Annotated in this window: 23 protein-coding genes; 9 read left to right on the top strand and 14 right to left on the bottom strand. The window is 59.1% G+C overall.

All coding sequences use genetic code 11. From position 1 onward, the window contains the following. From ACODSJ_RS16930 to rplM, 8 genes are all read right to left on the bottom strand, one after another. A partial coding sequence (locus ACODSJ_RS16930) for a helix-turn-helix domain-containing protein (RefSeq protein WP_489102815.1) occupies nt 1–279 on the bottom strand: 279 nt, incomplete at its 3' end. Nucleotides 280–577: 298 nt separating this feature from the next. Then, complete coding sequence (locus ACODSJ_RS16925; protein WP_489102814.1) at nt 578–988, bottom strand: ClpXP protease specificity-enhancing factor; 411 nt, start codon at nt 986–988, stop codon at nt 578–580. Nucleotides 989–1,004: 16 nt separating this feature from the next. Continuing rightward, nucleotides 1,005–1,622 (bottom strand): glutathione S-transferase N-terminal domain-containing protein, encoded by a 618-nt coding sequence (locus ACODSJ_RS16920; protein WP_489102813.1) that lies wholly within the window; start codon nt 1,620–1,622, stop codon nt 1,005–1,007. Nucleotides 1,623–1,772: 150 nt separating this feature from the next. After that, nucleotides 1,773–2,552, bottom strand: coding sequence for a cytochrome c1 (locus ACODSJ_RS16915; protein WP_489102812.1), 780 nt, complete (start codon nt 2,550–2,552; stop codon nt 1,773–1,775). Further along, complete coding sequence (locus ACODSJ_RS16910) at nt 2,552–3,763, bottom strand: cytochrome b (protein WP_489102811.1); 1,212 nt, start codon at nt 3,761–3,763, stop codon at nt 2,552–2,554. The genes ACODSJ_RS16915 and ACODSJ_RS16910 overlap by 1 nt, the downstream gene beginning before the upstream one ends. Next, nucleotides 3,763–4,356 (bottom strand): ubiquinol-cytochrome c reductase iron-sulfur subunit, encoded by a 594-nt coding sequence (gene petA, locus ACODSJ_RS16905; RefSeq protein ID WP_003205363.1) that lies wholly within the window; start codon nt 4,354–4,356, stop codon nt 3,763–3,765. Before petA ends, ACODSJ_RS16910 begins: the two co-directional genes overlap by 1 nt. 255 nt (nt 4,357–4,611) lie before the next feature. Next, nucleotides 4,612–5,004: a 30S ribosomal protein S9 gene (gene rpsI, locus ACODSJ_RS16900; protein WP_205889778.1), complete on the bottom strand. Its 393-nt coding sequence runs from the start codon at nt 5,002–5,004 to the stop codon at nt 4,612–4,614. A gap of 14 nt (nt 5,005–5,018) precedes the next feature. After that, the gene (gene rplM, locus ACODSJ_RS16895; RefSeq protein ID WP_003205365.1) at nt 5,019–5,447 is read right to left on the bottom strand and encodes a 50S ribosomal protein L13; all 429 of its coding nucleotides are present in this window, start codon (nt 5,445–5,447) and stop codon (nt 5,019–5,021) included. Nucleotides 5,448–5,692: 245 nt separating this feature from the next. On the opposite strand from rplM, the gene ACODSJ_RS16890 reads away from it, so the two are divergent. Next, on the top strand, nt 5,693–6,733 hold the full coding sequence (locus tag ACODSJ_RS16890) for an NADP(H)-dependent aldo-keto reductase (RefSeq protein WP_489102810.1): 1,041 nt from the start codon (nt 5,693–5,695) through the stop codon (nt 6,731–6,733). A gap of 107 nt (nt 6,734–6,840) precedes the next feature. Here ACODSJ_RS16890 and ACODSJ_RS16885 read toward each other — a convergent pair whose 3' ends face one another. Next, nucleotides 6,841–7,977 carry an acyl-CoA dehydrogenase family protein gene (locus tag ACODSJ_RS16885; RefSeq protein ID WP_489102809.1) on the bottom strand — a complete coding sequence of 379 codons (1,137 nt, stop codon included), beginning with the start codon at nt 7,975–7,977 and terminating at the stop codon, nt 6,841–6,843. A gap of 244 nt (nt 7,978–8,221) precedes the next feature. Here ACODSJ_RS16885 and ACODSJ_RS16880 point away from each other — a divergent pair, with 244 nt between their 5' ends. From ACODSJ_RS16880 to ACODSJ_RS16860, 5 genes are all read left to right on the top strand, one after another. Further along, nucleotides 8,222–9,118, top strand: coding sequence for a GlxA family transcriptional regulator (locus ACODSJ_RS16880; RefSeq protein ID WP_260961669.1), 897 nt, complete (start codon nt 8,222–8,224; stop codon nt 9,116–9,118). Nucleotides 9,119–9,288: 170 nt separating this feature from the next. Further along, nucleotides 9,289–10,566, top strand: a complete 1,278-nt coding sequence (locus ACODSJ_RS16875; protein ID WP_489102808.1) for an FAD-dependent oxidoreductase — start codon at nt 9,289–9,291, stop codon at nt 10,564–10,566. 396 nt (nt 10,567–10,962) lie between these two features. Then, nucleotides 10,963–11,850, top strand: coding sequence for a nitrilase family protein (locus ACODSJ_RS16870; RefSeq protein ID WP_489102817.1), 888 nt, complete (start codon nt 10,963–10,965; stop codon nt 11,848–11,850). A 15-nt stretch (nt 11,851–11,865) separates the two neighbouring features. Next, the gene (locus ACODSJ_RS16865; RefSeq protein ID WP_489102807.1) at nt 11,866–13,074 is read left to right on the top strand and encodes a hypothetical protein; all 1,209 of its coding nucleotides are present in this window, start codon (nt 11,866–11,868) and stop codon (nt 13,072–13,074) included. Nucleotides 13,075–13,147: 73 nt separating this feature from the next. Beyond that, complete coding sequence (locus ACODSJ_RS16860; RefSeq protein ID WP_489102806.1) at nt 13,148–14,143, top strand: asparaginase; 996 nt, start codon at nt 13,148–13,150, stop codon at nt 14,141–14,143. A gap of 82 nt (nt 14,144–14,225) precedes the next feature. Here the strand turns inward: ACODSJ_RS16860 and zapE are convergent, their stop codons facing one another. The 3 genes from zapE to ACODSJ_RS16845 form a co-directional block, all read right to left on the bottom strand. Continuing rightward, the gene (gene zapE, locus ACODSJ_RS16855) at nt 14,226–15,320 is read right to left on the bottom strand and encodes a cell division protein ZapE (RefSeq protein WP_489102805.1); all 1,095 of its coding nucleotides are present in this window, start codon (nt 15,318–15,320) and stop codon (nt 14,226–14,228) included. Between the two features lie 102 nt (nt 15,321–15,422). Continuing rightward, nucleotides 15,423–16,778 (bottom strand): tryptophan--tRNA ligase, encoded by a 1,356-nt coding sequence (locus ACODSJ_RS16850; protein ID WP_489102804.1) that lies wholly within the window; start codon nt 16,776–16,778, stop codon nt 15,423–15,425. A 24-nt stretch (nt 16,779–16,802) separates the two neighbouring features. Next, entirely contained in the window at nt 16,803–17,432 is a 630-nt protein-coding gene (locus ACODSJ_RS16845; protein ID WP_489102816.1) for an alpha/beta hydrolase, read from the bottom strand. A gap of 148 nt (nt 17,433–17,580) precedes the next feature. Between ACODSJ_RS16845 and ACODSJ_RS16840 the strand changes: the two genes are divergently transcribed. Continuing rightward, nucleotides 17,581–18,015, top strand: coding sequence for a Z-ring associated ZapG family protein (locus ACODSJ_RS16840; protein ID WP_489102803.1), 435 nt, complete (start codon nt 17,581–17,583; stop codon nt 18,013–18,015). A gap of 200 nt (nt 18,016–18,215) precedes the next feature. Here ACODSJ_RS16840 and ACODSJ_RS16835 read toward each other — a convergent pair whose 3' ends face one another. Together ACODSJ_RS16835 and ACODSJ_RS16830 are read right to left on the bottom strand one after the other, a co-directional pair. Then, complete coding sequence (locus ACODSJ_RS16835) at nt 18,216–18,950, bottom strand: YiaD family glycine zipper/OmpA-like lipoprotein (protein WP_489102802.1); 735 nt, start codon at nt 18,948–18,950, stop codon at nt 18,216–18,218. Between the two features lie 118 nt (nt 18,951–19,068). Further along, entirely contained in the window at nt 19,069–20,244 is a 1,176-nt protein-coding gene (locus ACODSJ_RS16830; protein WP_489102801.1) for an aspartate aminotransferase family protein, read from the bottom strand. 98 nt (nt 20,245–20,342) lie between these two features. Here ACODSJ_RS16830 and ACODSJ_RS16825 point away from each other — a divergent pair, with 98 nt between their 5' ends. Together ACODSJ_RS16825 and ACODSJ_RS16820 are read left to right on the top strand one after the other, a co-directional pair. Continuing rightward, on the top strand, nt 20,343–21,245 hold the full coding sequence (locus ACODSJ_RS16825; protein WP_489102800.1) for a LysR family transcriptional regulator: 903 nt from the start codon (nt 20,343–20,345) through the stop codon (nt 21,243–21,245). A gap of 16 nt (nt 21,246–21,261) precedes the next feature. After that, on the top strand, nt 21,262–21,540 hold the full coding sequence (locus ACODSJ_RS16820; RefSeq protein ID WP_489102799.1) for a GGDEF domain-containing protein: 279 nt from the start codon (nt 21,262–21,264) through the stop codon (nt 21,538–21,540). Nucleotides 21,541–21,565 lie beyond the last annotated feature (25 nt).

Below are 21,565 nucleotides of genomic sequence, written 5' to 3'. Positions count from 1 at the left end.
AATGCAGGGGCCTGCTTCGCAGGCCAGCGGGAGCAAGCTCCCTCGCCACAGGGGGCCGGTTTTAGATTTAGTTTTTTGGGGGGTTGGAATGATGCCTTCGCGAGCAGGCTCGTCGAGTCCACTAGGGCCCTCCGACTCATAGCGATCGACCCATTTGTAGCCCGTCTTTCGGCTGATCTGATAGTCCTGGCACAGCCGGCTAAAGCTGTGCTTTCCAGACAGATAATCAGCGATGAACATCACTTTGAGGTCCATAGGTTTCAGCTCTTTCCAGGGCATGGTCCGATCCTCATGAAATCGACCATGCCAGTTAAAAACTGTTACCTATGTGCTTGAACTCTTTTGTTACCTATGTGGGTGAGTCATACCCCGCAAAGCGTTTTTGGTTACTTTTGGCTGGTCCGGCTCCCGGCTCTTCCAAAAGTGACCCGCTGTAAGAGCGGAACCGCCAGCCGCCGTGACCGAAGAAACGGATATACACACCCAAGCATCAAAAAAAAATGCCCGCATCTCACGACACGGGCATTTCCTCTAACCAGCCAGCACACTGCCTGGTTTCCATCCGATCTGCAGCGCCTTACTTCACCACTTTCAAACTCGGCCGCCCACTAGGACGCGGCGGCTCGTCATCAGGCGGCAACTCATCCTCCGCCTCGAACTCATCCTCACCGTCCAGCGGCGTCTCAAGCTCGAACACCATGCCCTGGCCGTTCTCCCGGGCATAAATCCCCAGGATCGCTGCAATAGGCACATACAACGTATGCGGCACGCCACCAAAGCGCCCTTCGAAACTGACCGCATCGTTGTCCATGTGCAAATGACGCACGGCAACCGGCGATACGTTCAGGACAATCTGTCCGTCATTGGCAAACCCCTGCGGCACCTGTACCGATGGATACTCGGCATTGACCAGCATGTGCGGGGTGCAATCGTTGTCCACAATCCACTCGTAGAGCGCGCGGACCAGATAAGGTCGACTGGAGTTCATAGCGGCTCCTTAAGCCTTAGCGCATGTCGCGTTCGACACCAGACAGACTCGCCTGGAAAGCCTCACGCGCAAATTGGCGCTCCATATAATCAAGCAACGGCTTGGCAGGCCGTGGCAGTTCGATACCCAGGATCGGCAAACGCCAGAGTATGGGCAATAGGCAGCAATCCACCAGACTTTGTTCCTCACTGAGAAAGAACGGCTTGTCGATGAACAGCGGCGATACGCCCGTCAGGCTCTCACGCAGCTCTTTACGCGCCACGACCCGGGCCGGTTCCTTAGTCTTAGGATCCAGGATCAGGTCCACCAACCCGCACCAGTCACGCTGGATGCGATGGATCAACAGACGACTGTTGGCGCGTGCGACAGGATACACCGGCAGCAAAGGCGGATGCGGGTAACGCTCATCCAGGTATTCCATCACCACGGTCGACTCCCACAATGCCAGGTCACGATCGACCAGCGTGGGCAGGCTGCCGTAAGGGTTTACCTCGATCAGCTTCGGCGGCTGACGCCCCGCTTCGACATAAATGATCTCGGCGCTGACACCCTTCTCTGCCAGTACGATGCGTACCCGGTGGGAATAGTGGTCGGCGGGGTCGGAGTAACAGGCCAACCGATTGGTCACGCCCATGGCGATCCTCCTCGCTTGTTGAAATTATCGAAAAACGGAAAAACGAGCGCGCCCAGAGGGCGTCTCCCGTAACACCTGGCGACCAGGCTCGTTACACTTTCAGAGACGCCCTTGGGCGCGCGCGATTAACAGCAACGGCTTACAGCTTTATCAATGCACGTCTTTCCAGTATTCACGCTTGAGCAGATAAGCGAATACGAAGAAGAACGCCAGGTACAGCAATACATAGGTGCCGATGCGCTGGTGTTCCAGCTTCACCGGGTTGGCCGAGTAGGCCAGGAAGGTCACCAGGTTCTTGACCTTCTCGTCGAACTGCTCTGGCGTCAGGCTGCCGGAATTCGGCAACACGGTCAGCTGATCGCAAGCCTCATGCGTCAAGGCGGTGCCGGTCAGCGGGTCGTATTGCTTCTTGCCGTGCTCGACGACTTGAATCTGTTTGCAACCTACCACCTGACGCCCCTGCAGGCCGACCAGGACGTTCGGCATGCCGACGTTCGGGAAGACCTTGTTGTTCACGCCCCATGGACGCGCAGGGTCTTCATAGAACGAACGCAGGTAGCCGTAGAGCCAGTCGGTACCGCGCACACGCGCCACCAGGGTCAGGTCGGGCGGCGCAGCGCCGAACCAGGTCTTGGCGTCTGCCGGCTGCATGCCGGAATTCATGTGGTCGCCGATTTTTGCACCGGTGAATATCAAATGACTCTGCATGAGATCCGGCGGGATACCCAAATCGTTGGCTACACGCTCATAGCGTTGATACTTCGCGCTATGGCAGCCCATGCAGTAGTTAGCAAACGTCCGCGCACCATCTTGCATCGCGGCCTTGTCAGCAACGTCAATTTCAACCTTTTCAAGCTCAGGCTCGAGCGTGTTGGCAAAAGACACAGCAGGAAGCACAGCCAGAATCAAAACTGCAAATAACTTTTTCATCAGCCAGTCACCCTTTCCGGAACCGGTTTGGTCTTCTCGAGCCTGGTGTAGAACGGCATCAGAATGAAGTAAGCGAAATACAGGAAGGTGCACACTTGCGACAGCAGCGTACGCTCCGGTGTTGGTGCCAATACACCCAGCACGCCCAGGATCATGAACGCGATGCAGAACACCACGAGCCAGATCTTGCTCAGCCAGCCTTTGTAGCGCATCGACTTGACCGGACTGCGGTCCAGCCACGGCAGCACGAACAGCACGGCGATGGCGGCGCCCATGGCGACGACACCCAGCAGCTTGTCCGGAACCGCCCGCAGGATCGCGTAGAACGGTGTGAAGTACCAGACTGGCGCAATGTGCGCAGGTGTCTTGAAGGCGTTCGCCGGCTCGAAGTTCGGCTTCTCGAGGAAGTAGCCGCCCATTTCAGGGAAGAAGAACACGATCGAGCAGAAGATGAACAGGAAGACCACCACGCCGACGATGTCTTTCACGGTGTAGTACGGGTGGAAGGCGATGCCATCCAGCGGTATGCCGTTCTCGTCCTTGTGCTTCTTGATGTCCACGCCATCGGGGTTGTTCGAGCCGACTTCGTGCAGCGCCAGGATGTGCAGCACCACCAGGCCGAGAATGACGATCGGCAGGGCCACCACGTGCAGGGCGAAGAAGCGGTTCAGGGTAATGCCCGAGATCAGGTAGTCACCACGGATCCACTGGGTCAGGTCGTTACCGATGACCGGGATCGCACCGAACAGCGAGATGATCACCTGGGCACCCCAGTAGGACATCTGGCCCCAAGGCAGCAGGTAGCCCATGAAGGCCTCGGCCATCAGCGCCAGGTAGATCAGCATGCCGAAGACCCATACCAGCTCACGTGGCTTCTGGTACGAACCGTAGAGCAGGCCACGGAACATGTGCAGGTAGACCACGATGAAGAACGCCGAAGCGCCGGTGGAGTGCAGCAGGCGCAGGATCGAGCCGTACTCGACGTCGCGCATGATGTATTCGACGGAAGCAAACGCTTCTTCCGCCGACGGGGTGTAGCTCATGGTCAGCCAGACACCGGTAACGATCTGGTTGACCAGAACGAGCAGCGCCAGGGAGCCAAAGAAGTAGAAGAAGTTGAAGTTCTTCGGAGCGTAATACTTACTGAGATGGTCTTCCCACATTTTGGTCGCGGGAAAGCGCGCATCAACCCAATCCATGAATTTGCTCATCACGCTTTCTCCGTATCGACGCCGATGACAATGATGTCGTCGGTCTCATAGGAATGCGGGGGAACTGGCAGGTTCAGAGGCGCAGGTTGCGACTTGTAGACGCGACCCGCCAGGTCGTAGTGGGAGCCGTGGCAAGGGCAGAAATAACCACCGACCCAGTCCTTGCCCAAGTCGGCAGGCGCCACTTCAGGACGGAACGTTGGCGAGCAACCCAGGTGCGTACAGATCCCGATCAACAGCAGGACTTCCGGCTTGATCGAACGCGTTTCAGGATTGACGTATTCCGGTTGGACCGAGTTCTTGGAGGAAGGGTCGGACAGCTGACCCTCGATCTTCTTCAGATTCCCCAGGATTTCCTCGGTACGGCGGACGATGAACACCGGCTGGCCGCGCCACTCAGCAATCATCTGCTGACCTGGCTCGATCTTGCTGACATTCACTTTCACCGGAGCACCAGCAGCTTTCGCCTTGGCACTGGGAAACCATGACCCCACGAACGGGACCGCAGCCCCCACCGCTCCTGCAGCACCCACCACGGATGTGGCTGCTACCAGGAAGCGACGCCGGCCTGCATTCACGCCGTCATTGCTCATTCAGTCCTCTCCCATCAGCTTTGTGGCCTGTTAGATCAGGCGTCTACTAAGTAAAAATCTGAACTTATAAAAATTTTGCCGAATGGTAATGAAAAGCCCCAATTCTGACAAGGTAATTACCAAGCGGCCAAACCGCCAAGCCTTGTAGTATAGGGCCTCTATCGATGTGGCAAGTTGTCACAGAGCATTTATTTCACCCATAAAAAAACGCCCGGCTCCGTAAGGAACTGGGCGTTTTTTGAAAGCGGAAGCGAATTAACGCTTCGAGTACTGCGGACGCTTACGCGCTTTACGCAGACCGACTTTCTTACGTTCAACTTCACGAGCATCGCGAGTGACGTAGCCAGCTTTGCGCAGGGCGCTACGCAGGGTCTCGTCGTAGTCCATCAGGGCACGAGTGATGCCGTGGCGGATTGCGCCAGCCTGACCACTTACACCACCACCGATAACGGTGACGTAGATGTCGAACTTTTCAACGGTCTCGGTCAGCTCCAGCGGCTGACGAACTACCATGCGGGCAGTTTCGCGACCGAAGAAGTTATCCAGGGAACGGTTGTTGATGGAGATGTTGCCAGTGCCCGGACGCAGGAAAACGCGTGCGGTTGCAGTCTTGCGACGGCCAGTGCCGTAATTTTGAGTCGCCGACATAATGAACTATTCCGTTAAAACTTCAGTTCTTGGGGCTGCTGAGCAGTATGAGGGTGAGCAGCGCCCGCATAAACCTTCAGCTTACGATACATGTCGCGACCCAGCGGGTTCTTAGGCAGCATGCCTTTAACCGCGGTCTCGATCACGCGCTCAGGGGCTTTGGCGATCAGCTTTTCAAAGTTGATCGACTTGATGCCGCCAGGAAAACCGGAGTGGGAGTAGTACATTTTGTCAGTGGTTTTAGCGCCAGTAACACGTACTTGCTCAGCGTTGATGACGACGATGTAGTCACCGGTGTCAACGTGAGGCGTGTACTCAGGCTTGTGCTTGCCACGCAGACGGCTCGCGATTTCGGTGGCCAGACGACCCAGGGTCTGACCAGCAGCGTCGACGACGAACCAGTCGCGCTTTACTGTTTCCGGTTTAGCAGTAAAAGTTTTCATTCTTTATAGCCTCAGGGGCCGCCCTGTAAATTAGACGGCGGATCTTACTGAATAGTGCGTACTTTGACAAGTCAAAGGCAGCCGGATACAGACGCTTTCGGGGGCTCGGGTCGGCGCGTCCGTTCAACGGCAAGATTCTTCGGCGGCGGCGCATCACTTCCACTGCAGAAAGAGGTGCGCAATTATGCAGATTGCGAAAAATAATTCAACCTGCTTCTATGATTGTTTTGCCAAGGAGCCTCCCAATGGACTATCGCCCGCTAGGCCGTACCGATCTCAACGTGAGCGCCCTGTGTCTCGGAACCATGACCTGGGGTGAGCAGAACAGCGAGGCCGAGGCCTTTGCCCAGATCGAGCGCGCCAAGGGTGCCGGCATCAATTTCCTCGACACCGCCGAGATGTACCCGGTGCCGCCGAAAGCCCAGACCTACGCCACCACCGAGCGCTACATCGGCAACTACTTCAAGAGTCGCGGCGACCGTGCCGACTGGATCCTGGCGAGCAAGATCGCCGGCCCCGGCAATACCATCGACTACATCCGCGACAAGCACCTCAAGCACAACCGCCGCCACATCGTCGAAGCCCTGGACGCCAGCCTCAAGCGCCTGCAGACCGACTGGATCGACCTCTACCAACTGCATTGGCCGGAGCGCAGCACCAACTTCTTTGGCCAACTGGGCTACCAGCACAAGGCCGACGAAACGTTCACCCCGCTGGAGGAAACCCTCGAAGCTCTCGACGAACAGGTCCGGGCCGGCAAGATCCGCCACATCGGCCTCTCCAACGAAACACCGTGGGGCACCATGAAGTTCCTGGCCCTGGCCGAAGCCCGTGGCTGGCCGCGGGCGGTGTCGATCCAGAACCCGTACAACCTGCTCAACCGCAGCTTTGAAATCGGCCTGTCGGAGATCGCCATTCGCGAACAATGCGGCCTGCTGGCCTACTCTCCCCTGGCGTTCGGCTTCCTGTCGGGTAAATACGAAGGCGGTGCGCGGCCGGCCAAGGGCCGCTTGACGCTGTACAGCCGCTTCATGCGCTACTTCAACCCGCAATCGGAAGCCGCGTGCAGCCGTTATGTCGCACTGGCCCGCGAACATGGCCTGGACCCGGCGCAGATGGCCCTGGCGTTCGTCACCCAGCAGCCGTTCGTGACCAGCAACATCATCGGCGCCACCACCCTGGAGCAACTGGACAGCAACATCGCCAGCCTCGACCTCAAATTGTCGGATGAGGTGCTGGCGGGGATCGAGGCGATCCACAAGGATCATCCGAACCCGGCGCCTTGACTGACCCAATCGCGAGCAGGCTCGCTCCCACACTGGATTTGTGGCGTTCACATATCCCTGTGGGAGCGAGCCTGCTCGCGATAGCGGTCTAACAAACCGCCACGGCATCAAAGCGACCGCGCAATGATCTCCTTCATGATCTCATTGGTCCCAGCATAGATGCGCTGCACTCGCGCATCGGCCCACGCCCGGGCGATCGGGTATTCCCACATGAAGCCGTAGCCACCGTGCAACTGCACACACTCATCGAGCACCTTGCATTGCAGGTCAGTGCCCCAGTACTTGGCCATCGCCGCCGTCGGCACGTCGAGCTTGCCTTGCAGGTGAAGTTCCAGGCAGCGGTCGACGAACACCCGACCGATCTGGATCTCAGTGGCCATTTCCGCCAGTTTGAACCGGGTGTTCTGGAAGTCGGCGATGGACTTGCCGAACGCCTTGCGATCGCGCGTGTAGTTCAAGGTCCAATGCAGCGCCGCTTCGGCCGAGGCGAGGCCGCCGATCGCGACGGTCAGGCGCTCCTGCGGCAACTCCTGCATCAAATAGGCGAAGCCCATCCCCGCCTGCCCGAGCAGGTTTTCCTTCGGTACGCGGACATCCTGGAAGAACAGCTCAGACGTGTCCTGAGCCTTCATGCCGACCTTTTCCAGGCGCTTGCCTTTTTCGAAGCCAGGCGTGCCCGCCTCCACCAGGAACAGGCTGGTGCCCTTGGCGCCGGCCTTCGGATCGGTCTTGGCGACCACGATCACCAGGTCGGCGAGATAGCCATTGGTGATGAAGGTCTTCGAGCCATTGATGACATAGTCCTCGCCGTCCAGCACCGCCGTGGTCTTCACCCCTTGCAGGTCGGAACCGGCGCCCGGCTCGGTCATCGCGATGGCAGTGACCATTTCCCCTGACACCAGTCTGGGCAGGTATTTGTGCTTCAGCGCCTCGCTGCCGTAATGCAGGATGTACGGCGCGACGATGTCCGAGTGCAGCGAGAAGCCAATGCCCGTCAATCCCAGGCGGCCGATCTCCTCGATCACCACCGTGCTGTAGAGGAAATCCGCCGAGAGTCCGCCGTAAGCCTCGGGCAGGTGCGAGCACAACATCCCCGCCTCCCCTGCTTTGCGCCAGAGCTGACGATCGACGTGCCCCTGTTTTTCCCACTGGCTGTGGTACGGCACGGCTTCCTTTTCGAGGAAGGCTCGCACGCTGTCACGGAACAACTCGTGCTCGGGACTGAACAGGGTTCTTGGGATCATGGCGCACCTTTGGTCAGGGTTGAGTGTGGTCACCCCACAGAGCCTAAGCCTGCGATGCACGACAGGACACTGGACACATCCGACAAAAAATAAGACGATCCAGCCGCCTGATGACCACTTTCCCCTATAAAAATAAAGATGAATTATGTCCAAGCACGTCTCCACGCCCTTGCGGCGCGTCAGCATCCTGGCAATCGACCGGGTGTTCGCTTTTACCCTCATGCAAGCCAAGGACTTCTTCCACCTGGCCAGCCTGCGCTATGGCAAGCAACTGGGCCACGGCCTGACCCCGGCATTTGAAACCCGGCTCGTCAGCCCCGATGGCAAACCGGTGAACAGCTTCAGCGATGTGATCATGCCTGTGGACGGTGGCCTGGAAGACACCGATGTGATCATCCTGCCGGCGTTCTGGGATGATTTCGCCACGCTCTGCCAGCGCTACCCCCAGATCCTGCCCTGGCTGCGGGCACAACACGCCCGCGGCGCGGTGCTCTGCGGCGAAGCCACCGGGGTGTTCTGGCTCGCCGAAGCCGGCCTGCTGGACGGCAAGGAGGCCACCACCTACTGGCGTTTCTTCAACGCCTTCAAGGAGCGCTTCCCCCAAGTGCACCTGAACCAGGACAAACACCTGACCGACGCCGATAACCTCTTCTGCGCCGGCGGCACCACTTCGGTCTGCGACCTCTACATCTATGTGATCGAACGCTTCTGCGGCGCCAACGTCGCCCAGGGCGTGGCGCGGGACATCCTGTATGAAGTCCAGCGCAACTATTCACCGGGCAGAATCGGTTTCGGCGGGCAGAAACTGCATCAGGATGTGATCATCCTGCAGATCCAGCACTGGCTCGAAGAACACTTCGCCGACAAATTCCGCTTCGAAGACGTCGCCCGCGAACACGGCATGAGCATCCGCAACTTCATGCGCCGTTTCCAGACCGCCACCGGCGACAAACCGCTGCATTACCTGCAACGCCTGCGGATAGAAACCGCCAAGGGCCTGCTCTCCGGCAGCCGCAAGAGCATCAAGACCATCAGCTACGAAGTCGGCTACGACGACGCGAGCTTTTTCGCTCGCCTGTTCCGGCAACACACCGAACTGTCGCCGAACCAGTATCGGCAGCAGTTTCAGCAGGCGGCGTGAGTCAGAGTTGAATGCAGTCCATGTGCATGTGCAGAGAAGCCCCCTCTGCACATTCCTACACATAAAGCGGAATGAAGAGTGCCTGAGCGCTGGATTTCGCTCACAGACACTCACGAATGGGCAACGCAACATCACTCCCTGAAAAAAAACGCCATCAGGGAAGAGCAACGATGACCATCGGATCAAGCTATAACTACCCCGCCTCCGCTTCCAAGGAGGTTGATCGAAGCAAGCGCTCAGTGAAAAACAGGTGGGCCGCTCGTTTTCCCAACCCACCCGATCTGTGCTTTGACTACCGCGCGTTGGTCGAGCAGGAGAACGGCCTCGCCAAGGCCACGACCCCACAACATAGAATTTGCATCATTGGTGCCGGCATCACCGGGCTAACGGCCGCCAGAGAACTTTATCGATGCGGATTCGCCCATATCACTTTGATAGAACAATCCAAGCGTATAGGCGGCAGGCATCTGACCGCGCCCGGAAGCAAGCACTCTACTGCAAGCCATACACCTTTTGAGATGGGCGCCATGCGTATGCCCTTCTTCAATCGGACGGGCGAGTCACCGACAGACGGACGCTCACTGATGGCTTATTACGCCCATGCGTTTGACCTATCAACTTCGGATTTTGCCAATCCAGGTAGCCAGTGGGTGCACTCGACAGGTATCTACCTACGCGAAGGTAGCATTGGGGGCGGATCGAATCCGCAGATGCTGATCTGGAAAAATGACGACGGCCAAACGCCACCCCCAGGCAAAGAACTGCAAAATGTCTACGCCAAATGGAAAGCCTTTGCTGACCGTATGACTCGGCACATCGCAGCGGTTTACGCCACCCAGGAATGGGAAACCATGTGGGCCGCGATTGTTGCAAAGTACGAGAGCGTTTCATTCCGAGATCTGGTGAGCATGCCCGTGCTACCCACCTGGAATGAACGCTCACCAGGAGACTTTGGTGGAATGGGAATGTCCCAGGAGGAGTCTGCAATCTTCTATGCAATTGGCATAGGCGACGGCAGTTGGGGCGCTTTTTACGACGTATGCTCCCTCTACCCCCTGCGTACTGCCATCTTTGGTTTCAGTAGCCACCTGCAACTGATTCATGGTCGGGTAAACGCCAATGGGGATCCACTCGCTTCACCGCACCTGCGTGGCGAAGCAGTTTTTGACTCGACGGGGCTGACTTTCGACAGTCCTCGCTACATCGGTCTCGCTGCATTGAGCGAGTGCCTGCTATTCATGAAAACCAATGAAACCGACAAGTCTTTCTACGAACATTGCCGCGAAAGAAACGATGGCTTGCTCATGGATTCATCCGTAACAAAACTCACGAAACTGGCCAACCAGAAGATTCGTGTCCACTACAGCTGGAAACACAGCCAACCCGAGCAAACCCAGCAACGCTTTGAGGACTTTGATTCAGTCATCATGACGCTTCCCTGGGTTTGATGAAGTACAACCGAGACTTCGGACACCACTCAGGCCTGTACTTTTCGGGGGAGTCATTTTCAGTGGACGCTGGCTGGACGGAGCCTTGTTTTCGAGGCGCCATCGATGCGGCCATCCATATCTGTCACAGGACCGCGGCGACCTTCAATGGTGGTTTCTCCATGGACGACTATCCGCATTACAAAAGCAGAACCTGACGTTCTTCTGTCCCGGGAGCGATGCACTGAGTGCATCGGCTCCGCCCTCATGCTCCTGGAGCCAAGCGCTTCATCCGTCCATCTTGGGAGACTGCCTACAACCTAAACGGAAACAGCTGACTTACGCCCCACCCTCGCTTCGCCTCTTATGAACACGCCATTAAACAGCGTGAATAACAATAAAAAAGAGGTTTCAAAAATGAGCGAGCCAGTCAGCCCTGTTCGTGTCGCAGTGGTGCAATTCGACCCTCAGGTCGGTACAAAAAATCGTGAGAAAAATTTGCAGCACAGCCTCGCGCTGGCCTTTGAGGCGGTGAGCGGTGGGGCGAACCTCATCGTTTTGCCCGAGCTATCCAATACCGGCTACTTCTTCAGCAACCGCCAAGATGCATTCGAGCACTCGGAGTCAATCCCCGACGGGCAAAGTGTGCAGGCCTGGATGGACTTTGCCCGCCAGCACAAGGTGTACCTGGTGGCCGGCTTGACCGAGCGTGAGGGTGTACGGCTTTTCAACACAGGCGTCCTGGTGGGGCCCGATGGTTTTATCGGTAAGTACCGAAAAGCCCATCTGTGGAACCTGGAAAAACTCTGGTTTACCCCGGGGGACCTGGGGTTTCCGGTGTTTGAAACCCCGATAGGCCGCATAGGTCTGTTGATCTGCTGGGACATCTGGTTTCCGGAGGTGCCGCGGATTCTCAGCCAACAAGGCGCGGACATTATCTGCAGCCTGAACAATTGGGTTTGGACGCCGGCGCCGCTGTTCGATGACGCAGGCAAATGCATGGCGTCCTACCTGACGATGACGGCGGCGCATGTAAACAACGTATTCATCGCTGCGGCAAGCCGGATTGGAGAAGAGCGTGGCGCCCGCTACCTGGGTTGCTCATTGATCGCGGACACCAACGGCTGGCCGATCGGCACCGTGGCATCCGCAGATCGACAAGAAGTTCTTTTTGCCGATATAGACCTGACCAGTTCCCGTAGCGCTGTCATCTGGAACAACCTGAACGACCTGCACCGCGATCGCCGAACCGATCTTTACGATCAGATGCTCGGTTACACCCAGCACCCTTGTCTGCCACGTTGATAAGGGAGCTATCCAATGGAAACCACAAGCGAGAAGCGCCAACAACGCCTGCATACCGCCAGATCGCCGCTGGACATCGCCATCATTGTGCTGATGCTCGGCGCGATATTGCTGGTGACCTGGCTTTCATTCATTAACCGCTCTTCCTGGCCTGCCCACTGGCCGGACTACAGCCACATGATGGCGAACCTGCCAGAACCCAGTGCCTGGCTGCGCTGGGTACTGGGAGACATCAGCGAGGTTGCATTCTACAAGCATGAGTTCGCCTCCCTTGGACTGTTAGCCGGCGCTTATCTGGCCTACCGGGCCAACCGGACGGGAAAAGCGTGGCAAGGCTTCTCCATCTGCTACGGCAGTGGTCTATGGCCATGGCTCATCACCAGTTCGTTGCTAGGGCTCCTGCTGAGCAACCTGATGTGGGGGTGGACAGTGACAGCCACGTCCTGGCAGCCCACATTTGCAGCCTTTGTTTCATTGCCGGCGGCGATGGTGCTGATGTTTGGTGGGGGATGGAAGGTCACGATCAATGGCGCGATCATGGGCGCCCTGCTCGTTACCCCGATGTGTTTATTGTTCGTCAACTACGTCTGCAATCCACTTGGATTGCCAGTCGTGATAGGCAACGTTTCGGGAATGGCGTTGGCCAGCGTCATAGCGTTTCTGCTCTGTCGCCATCTGCCGTACCTCATGAAGTCCCAAGCCGATGCGAAACCATCCGAACCGCCACCGACACCCGCCGCCAAGGCCCCCGACTATGGCGTCGTCTGGAGCATGCGGCGGGTCTTGGCGGACTTTTCGGAGGCACCATTCTTCGGCAATGAATGGGCCAGTCTCGGCCTGATAGCAGGCGCCTTGCTGGCTTATGCCTTGAACCCGCTGAGCCCGGCGTACGGCTCAGGCCTATTGCCCCAACTGATCGGCGCACAAGCGTTGACCTCGGCGCTGGGTGTGATGATCTGGCGTCGGCAGTGGATGCTGCACGGATGGTATCCCACCTACATTCCGTTGGTGTCCGTGGTCCCGGCGGCGGTTTTGACGTATGGCGGCAGCTGGCAAGTAATCACGTCAAGCGCCCTGCTGGGCGCATTGATAGCGCCACCGCTGGCCTGCGCCATTGCCAGGCGCTTACCGAAGGACATGCATGCTTTCATCGCGAATGTGCTGTCCATGGCCATCAGCACCTTGCTCATCATTCCATCCATTGGACTTCTGATCGCCGACTGATCACATCTCCTGACGGCTGTACCGCGCCCTTGGGCGGGTACAGCCGCTTGCACACCTATAAAAGAGGTATCCCATGCACTTGCCCAAACTGGCCATCGCGTCCCTCGGCGGCACCGTGAGCATGCAGTCTCAGGTCAGAGGAGAAGGAATAGTCCCGACCATCAGTGGTGACTGCCTGCTGGCTTCAGTACCCGAATTGAAGACGCTGGCCCATGTCACCGCTGAAACCCTCGGGATGCTGCCCAGCGCCTCACTGACCTTCGAGTTTCTATTGAGCGTTCTGTGGTGGGCGAATCGACAAATCGATCAAGGTGCCGTCGGCGTAGTGATCACTCAAGGCACAGACACATTGGAGGAAACCGCCACGTTTCTTGACCTTCTGTGGAACCACGACGAACCGTTGGTGCTGACCGGCGCGATGCGTTCAGCAACCCAAGCCGGGGCCGACGGACCGGCGAACCTGTTGGACGCTTGCCGGGTCGGCTTGGCCAAGAACAGCCGTCGACGTGGCGTTCAAGTCGTGATGAACGGCCAGATTCATCCAGCGCACGCTGTTCGCAAGACCGACTCGATGGCATTGCAGGCGTTTACTTCGCCAATCGTGGGTCCGGTCGGTTTGCTGGTGGAGGGTAGCGTTCACTATCGACGCCCCCCACAGCCACGTAACGTTCTGCCCATACCGCAGCAAACGACACAGACCGTAGCCCTGCTGCAAGCGTCACTGTCTGCCGATACGCTGCTGCTGGACAACATTCTCACGCTGGGCTACGACGGGCTGGTCATCTCAGCCTTCGGTGCAGGACACCTTTGTGCCACCTGGGCTGAGGCGATTGATGCAATTGCCCAAAAGATTCCGGTAATCATTGCAACGCGTTGCGACTCCGGTTCTACGGCAAATTCAACCTATGGCTTCATGGGTGGCGAGATGGATTTGATTCACCGAGGTGCGTCGATGGCTGGCTTCACCTGCCCACGCAAAGCCAGAATTCTCTTGTGGCTGCTCATTGGATGCCAGCGCCAGGGTGATTTGGCTCGTCATCTTAAAGAGGACGTCTGGTTTCAGTACTAGCATAGGATGATTAAGCGCCATCGATCAGCCTGATACAAAAAAGGCCTGCAATCGCAGGCCTTTTTCGTTTTGCCAAATCACCCTAGGGCTTATGCGCCCGCGCCAGGAATTCGTGGGATTGCATTTCCAGCAGACGACTCAAGGTCCGCTGGAATTCGAACGTCAGGCGACCGCCGGTGTAGAGGTCCTTGAGTTCGACTTCGGCCGAGATGATCAGCTTCACGTTGCGGTCGTAGAACTCGTCGACCATGTTGATGAAGCGGCGGGCGATGTCGTCGGTGGCGACGCTCATCTGCTCCACGTTGCTGAGCAACACGGCGTGGAAAATCTTACCCAGTTCGATGTAGTCGTTCTGGCTGCGCGGGCCGTCGCACAGGTCGCGGAAGTCGAACCAGGCCACGTCGTCACAGGTACGGATGGCGCGGATCTCGCGGTTTTCGATGATCAGCACATCGTTATCGACGGCCTGGGTGCATTCCGGTGTCAGGGCGCGGAAGCTCTTGCGCAGGCTTTCTTCGGCGGCGGCATCCAGGGGAAAGTGGAACAGTTCCGCTTGTTCGAGATGGCGCAGACGATAGTCGACGCCGCTGTCGACGTTGACGATCTCGGTGTGCTCCTTGATCAGCGCAATGGCCGGCAGGAAGCGCGCCCGTTGCAAGCCGTCCTTGTACAAGCCGTCCGGCACGATGTTCGAGGTGGCGACCAGGGTCACGCCGTTCTTGAACAGCTCTTCCATCAACGTGCCGAGGATCATAGCGTCGGTGATGTCGGAGACGAAGAATTCATCGAAGCAGATTACCCGCGTTTCGCTGGCAAAACGCTTGGCGATGATGGTCAGCGGGTTCTTCTCGCCGCCCAGGGTCTTCATTTCCTCGTGCACGCGCTTCATGAAGCGGTGGAAGTGCGTCCGCGTCTTTTCCTTGAAGGGCAACGCTTCGAAGAACGTGTCCACCAGGTAGGTCTTGCCACGGCCTACGCCACCCCAGAAATACAGGCCTTTGACGGGCCCCTGGTCTTTTTTGCCGAACAGTTTGCCCAACAGGCCCGGCTTGTTGTTCGACGCGGCAATCAGGTCGTCGTACAGGCGCTGCAAATGTCGCACCGCCGTTTCCTGGGCTGCGTCGTGGAAGAATTCCGGGCGTTTCAGATCAGCTTGATATCGTTCTAGGGGCGTCATATTCGTTAGCAAGGCAACAAAAACGGGCCGTCACTGTAGCGACGGCCCTGGGGAATGGCAATCGGCCTTTATTCGGGCCGATGATTGGAAATACAGGTTGGATCAGTCCTGGGCAGGCGTGAGGGCAACACGCAATGCGTCGATGGCAGCCTCCCTGGCGTCGCCGTTGGCGAATGCAGGGCTGTCCGCCACGCATTCGTCGCCCAACCAGACACTGAAACCCGACTCGTTGCTGCGCACATCCAATGGCTGGCCGGATTGCAGTTGCTTGGTGACCTGGCCGGCCGCCTTGCCATCGGCAAAGTGACGAGACAGCAACAGTTGCTCACCGTCAGCCGACAACAGCCGGAAGCGGAAGCTGCCATCGTCTTCGCGGAAGCTGACAAAACGCGCGGTCTTCGCCGCTTTCTTCTTGGTGGTCGCGGCCACTTGCGTCTGGGCCACGAAGGAGCGCAAGCCCACCGCTTCGCGCAGTTCGTTGAGGAACGGCGTCGCCACCGCACGGGCCTTTTTCGCGCCGTGTTGCAGGATGTCTTCCAGGTCGGCCGGGCGTTCGATCAACTGGTGATAACGCTCGCGGGACTCGCCCAATTGGTTGTCGAGCAACTGGAACAGACGGCTCTTGGCTTCGCCCCAGCCCAGGCCTTGCAGCAGTTCGCTGCGGAACTCGGCGGACTGTTCAGCAGTGGCGAAGGCCTGGAACAGGGTGAACAGGTGCGAGTTGTCCGGGTCCTTGGCTTCGCCCGGTGCGCGGGAGTCGGTGACGATCCGCGAAATCGCGTCCTTCATGTCCTTGGCGCTGCTGAACAACGGGATGGTGTTGTCGTAGCTCTTGGACATCTTGCGGCCATCGAGGCCCGGCAAGGTGGCGACGCTTTCCTCGATCAGCGCCTCGGGCATGGTGAAGAACTCCTTGCCCTGGCCGAACAGGTGGTTGAAGCGCTGGCCGATGTCGCGGGCCATTTCCACGTGCTGGATCTGGTCGCGACCGACCGGCACCTTGTGGGCGTTGAACATCAGGATGTCGGCGGCCATCAGCACCGGGTAGCTGTACAGGCCCATGGTGATGCCGGCGTCCGGGTCTTCGCCGGTCTCGACGTTCTTGTCCACCGAGGCCTTGTAGGCGTGGGCACGGTTGAGCAGGCCCTTGGCGGCGACGCAGGTCAACAGCCAGGTCAGTTCCGGGATCTCGGGGATGTCGGACTGGCGATAAAAGGTCACGCGATCCACATCCAGGCCACCGGCCAGCCAGGTCGCGGCAATTTCCAGGCGCGAACGCTGGATGCGCAGCGGGTCATCGCACTTGATCAGGGCATGGTAGTCGGCCAGGAAATAGAACGAGTCGGCGTTGCTGTCGCGGCTGGCGAGGATCGCCGGGCGGATGGCGCCGGCATAGTTGCCCAGGTGCGGAGTGCCGGTGGTGGTGATGCCGGTCAGGATGCGGGTACGAGTCGTCATGGGTTATCGCTTGTCAGACTGCTGTCAATTCGAGAGGCGCGGCAGGATCAGATCCTTGAGATCGGTGAGCTTGCCATGGAAAAAGTGTCCGCATTCTGCCACTTTCAGCAGCTCATGGGGGCGCTGGAGCGTGTCGGACCATTGGTAAACCAGTTGCGGGTCGATCACTTCGTCGGTTTCCGGCTGGATCACGGTCAATTCGCCCCCCGTCGGCAAGGGCGCTTGTTCGTCCAGGCGCATCACCGCCGGGGCCACCATGAACAGGTGCTTGAGCGACTGCCCCTGGGCCTCCAGCCGACCACCCAGGGTCGCGGCCACGAATCCGCCGAAGGAAAAACCAAAGAGGGTCAGGGGCAATTGCGGGTACTTTTCACGCAGCCATGCGGCCGCGGCCTGGGCATCGTCCACTTCGCCGGTGCCCATGTCATGGCTGCCGGCACTGGTGCCGACACCACGATAATTGAAACGCAACGTAACCAGCCCGGCATCACGGGCGGTGCGCTGAAGGGTCGAGACCACTTTGTTGAGCATGGTCCCACCCTGCACCGGGTTGGGGTGGCAGATCAGTGCCAGGCCACGGGGGGCCTCGCTGTCCAGGTACAAGGCTTGCAGTTGGCCCACCGGGCCGTCGATGACTACAGGGGTTTCGCGCATAAGCAAGGGAAAGAACTCCGTGACCCCGAATAGGGTCGACTCGTCTAGCTAAAAGTCTGTGCCTGGCATGATTGCGATGTTCTTCGCGGTATACAGCGCAGGTCCGAGCCGTTAACGTAAAGCAAAGCCGTTTATAGAGGAAGGACTCGTGGAACACTCGCTCTTAGTTTGGTTGTTGCCGACCCTTGCCCTGGTTGCCGGTGTCGCCATTGGTTTCCTGATTGCCCGACTGCTGCCCAACGCAGTGCCTAACAGCACGCAACGTCAGCTGGACGACATTCAGGAACGTTTCGACAGCTATCAGAATGAAGTGGTCACCCACTTCAACAGCACCGCAGCCCTGGTGAAGAAACTCACCCAGAGCTACCAGGACGTTCAGGAACATTTGTCCGAGGGCGCCAACCGCCTGGCCCTGGACGAGCAGACTCGCCAACGCCTGTTGGCCGCACTGCAAGCCGACTCGGCGCAGGCCACCCGGGAACGCCTGACCCCGCCAAGGGACCAGGAACCGCCCCGGGACTACGCCCCCAAGGCCCCGAATTCTCCCGGCATGCTCGATGAGCACTACGGTTTGAAGAAGTAAGTCCAAGCGGCACCCAAAAGCCCGCCCGATCACAGATCGGGCGGGCTTTTTATTGACTCAAAGTCCACTCACTTCAATGTTTGATCCATTGTGGCGAGGGAGCTTGCTCCCGCTCGATTGCGCAGCAATCGCAAAAGAGGGGCCGCTTCGCGACCCAGCGGGAGCAAGCTCCCTCGCCACAGGGGGGGCGGCGTTGGCCGTTATGGATACTGCTGGTAACTCTGCCCCTGCTGCGCCGGCGCCTGGTATTGCTGGCCGGGAATGGCCTTGAGGTTGACCTCGACGCGACGGTTTTGTGCACGGCCGTTGACGTCGGCATTGCTTGCCACCGGATTGTCCGGGCCGGCGCCACGGGCCGACAGGTTGGCACCGCTCACGCCTTGGGACGTCAGGTAGGTCGCCACGCTCTGGGCGCGACGCTGGGACAGGTCCATGTTGTGCTGGCGGCTGCCGGTGCTGTCGGTGTAGCCGACGATCTCGATCTGGTTCTGGTTGAACTCCTTGAGGGAGTTGGCCAGGTTGTTCAGCGGCTGGTAGAAGCTGGAGGCGATGTTCGCCGAATCGGTAGCGAAGGTGATGTTGCCCGGCATGATCAGCTTGATCTGGTCACCCTGGCGCTGCACTTCGACGCCGGTATTGGCCATGCTCGCGCGCAATTTCTTTTCCTGCTGGTCGGCGTAGTAGCCATAACCGGCTGCGGAAGCCCCCACGACCGCAGCACCGATCAACGCGCCCTTGCCACGGTTGTCGTGGCTGATCGCAGCACCGGCCAAGGCGCCGGCCAAAGCACCAAGACCGCCATACTTGGCGGTCTTGCTCATGCCGGAGGAGTCAGTGGAAGCCTGGCCCTGATTGTCGTAAGGGTTGGGCGAGGCGCAACCGGACAACAGGGCGACGGCGGTGGCGACAACAATCAAGCGACGCGAGGTGAACATGGAAATGCTCCTGGTTTTTCAGTATGAAATGCCAGGGTATAGGCTAGCTTCTCTGGCTCGCGTTGGAACGCGGCAATCGACAAAAATTCCGTCACGCTGCGCTTCGCTCGAACCTATTTCAGGCCTGGGCCAGGCACCGGCTCACGCCCCTGACAATCATCTCCACTTCCCGCCCGTCGAGTGTCAGCGGTGGCAGCAGGCGGATGGTCTGGCCCCGGGTGACATTGATCAGCAGACCGTGGTCCCGGGCCGCGCAAAGCGTCAGGTCGCGGACCGGTTGCTTGAGCTCGATGCCGATCATCAACCCCTGGCCGCGGATCGCCAGAACGTTCGGGTTGTCCGCCAGTTCGGCCCTTAGCCGACTCAGCAACTGTTCGCCCTGCCGCCGGGCGTTGGCCACCAGCGCTTGCTCCTCGATGATCTCCAGCACCGTGCAACCGACCCGACAGGCCAGTGGATTGCCGCCGAAGGTACTGCCGTGGCTGCCTGGCGTAAACAGCTCGGCCGCCTTGCCCCGCGCCAGGCAAGCGCCAATGGGCACGCCGTTGCCCAGGCCTTTGGCGAGGGTCATGACGTCGGGCACGATGCCCTCGTGCTGGAACGCAAACCACTGGCCGGTACGGCCGATGCCGGTCTGGATCTCGTCGAGCATTAGCAGCCAGGCGCGCCGGCTGCACAGCTGCCGCAGGGCCTTGAGGTAACCCGGTGGCGCGAGCTGCACGCCGCTTTCGCCCTGGATCGGCTCCACCAGGACCGCGACGATGCGCTCTGCATGGGCCTGCTGGATCTGTTCCAAAGCGGCCAGGTCGCCGAACGGCACCTTGATGAAATCCCCCGGCAACCGGTTGTAGCCCAGCCGCACCGACGGGCCATCACTGGCCGACATCGTGCCCAAGGTGCGCCCATGGAAGGCATTCTCCATGACCACCACCAACGGCTGCTCGATGCCTTTGTGCCAGCCGTAGAGGCGCGCCAGCTTCAACGCGGTTTCGTTGGCCTCGGCCCCCGAGTTATTGAAAAACACCCGCTCCAGCCCTGAAAGCTGCGTGAGCTTGGCCGCCAGCCGTTGCTGCCAGTCGATGCTGTACAGGTTGGAGGTGTGCAACAGCAGGCCGGCCTGCTCGCTGATGGCCGCCACCAGCCGCGGGTGCGAATGGCCGATATTGGTCACCGCTACGCCGGCCACCGCATCGAGGTATTCGCGCCCGTCCTGGTCCCACAGGCGCGTCCCCAAACCATGGGTGAAGTTGAGTGCCAACGGTTGGTAGGTGGTCATCAGGCAGGCGGCGGTCATGACATCAAGCTCCATCGGGTGGTTTTTTCCAGTATGGTTAGCCACCAAGGCTGGATAAACGCCGCTTTACTTCAATCATTTAAAAGCCGGGCTTGATAATGGACCTGTTTCAGGCAATGACCGTCTACGTGAAAGTGGTGGAAACCGGCAGCCTGACAGCGGCGGCCCAGGCGTGCGAAATGTCCACGACCATGGTGGGCAATCATCTTCGTGCATTGGAGCAACGTCTCGGCGTACGCCTGATCAACCGTACGACCCGGCGCCAACGCCTGACCGAATTCGGCTCGACTTACTATCAACGCTGTCTGGAAGTGTTGGGCCTGGTGGCCGATTCCGAGCGCCTGGCCGAGCAGACCCAAGGCGAACCCACTGGCACCCTGCGCATCACCGCGCCGCTGACTTTCGGCACCGAACGCCTCGCGCCAGCGTTGGCCGAATTCAGCCAGCGCTTCACGCAAATCAAGCTCGACGTGGTGCTGACCAACCAGCGCCTGGACCTGCTCGACCACGGTTTCGATGTCGCCATCCGCCTCGGCCATCCCGACCCTAAACTCATTGCCCGCCCGTTGGAGGACTACACCCTGACCATCTGCGCGTCCCCTGCCTACCTGGCTCGGCACGGCACACCGGAAAAACCCGTAGACCTGCAACAACATGATTGTCTGTCGTTCGCCTATCTGGCAGGAGACGACTGGCGCTTCGCCCAGGATCTCTGGCCGATCAACGGCCCGGACGGCGAAATCAAGGTGCCGGTCAACGGACCGATGTTGATCAATAGCTCCTCGGGCCTGCATCGCGCCGCCTTGGCCGGGATGGGCGTGGTGATGCTGCCCGATGCGCTGGTGGCCCAGGACCTCAAGGACGGAAACCTGGTGGCGTTGCTGCAGGATTATCAACTGCCCCATCGCCCGATGAGCCTGATGTATGCGCAGGATCGCTACCGTTTGCCCAAGCTGCGCAATTTTGTCGAGTTCGCGCTGGAGAAGTGGGGTAAGTCCTGAAAGGTGTGCTCGATGAGTGTTGGATAAACCCCGTGGCGAGGGCGCTTGCTCCCGCTGGGGCGGCGATGAATTCATCATGATCCTGCCCAATACTTCGTTGGCCGACGCCTGCCTGGTCGCCGAAAGCATTCGCCGCGGCCTGTCCGACCTGCTGCCGGTAGGGGATTTTCGAATCACCATGAGCTTTGGCGTAGTGCAGCGGCTCGACGGGGAACAACACAGCGCGCTGCTGGAGCGAGCGGACCAGGTCCTGTATCGCGCCAAGATGGCCGGCAAGAACGTGATCTGCCAATGACGGATCGCTCGGATGCGCGGTTGAT

It is taken from the genome of Pseudomonas sp. FG6 (assembly GCF_057809015.1).
The sequence above is the reverse complement of the archived record's forward strand: the minus strand, read 5'-3'. Positions and strand labels throughout refer to the sequence as shown.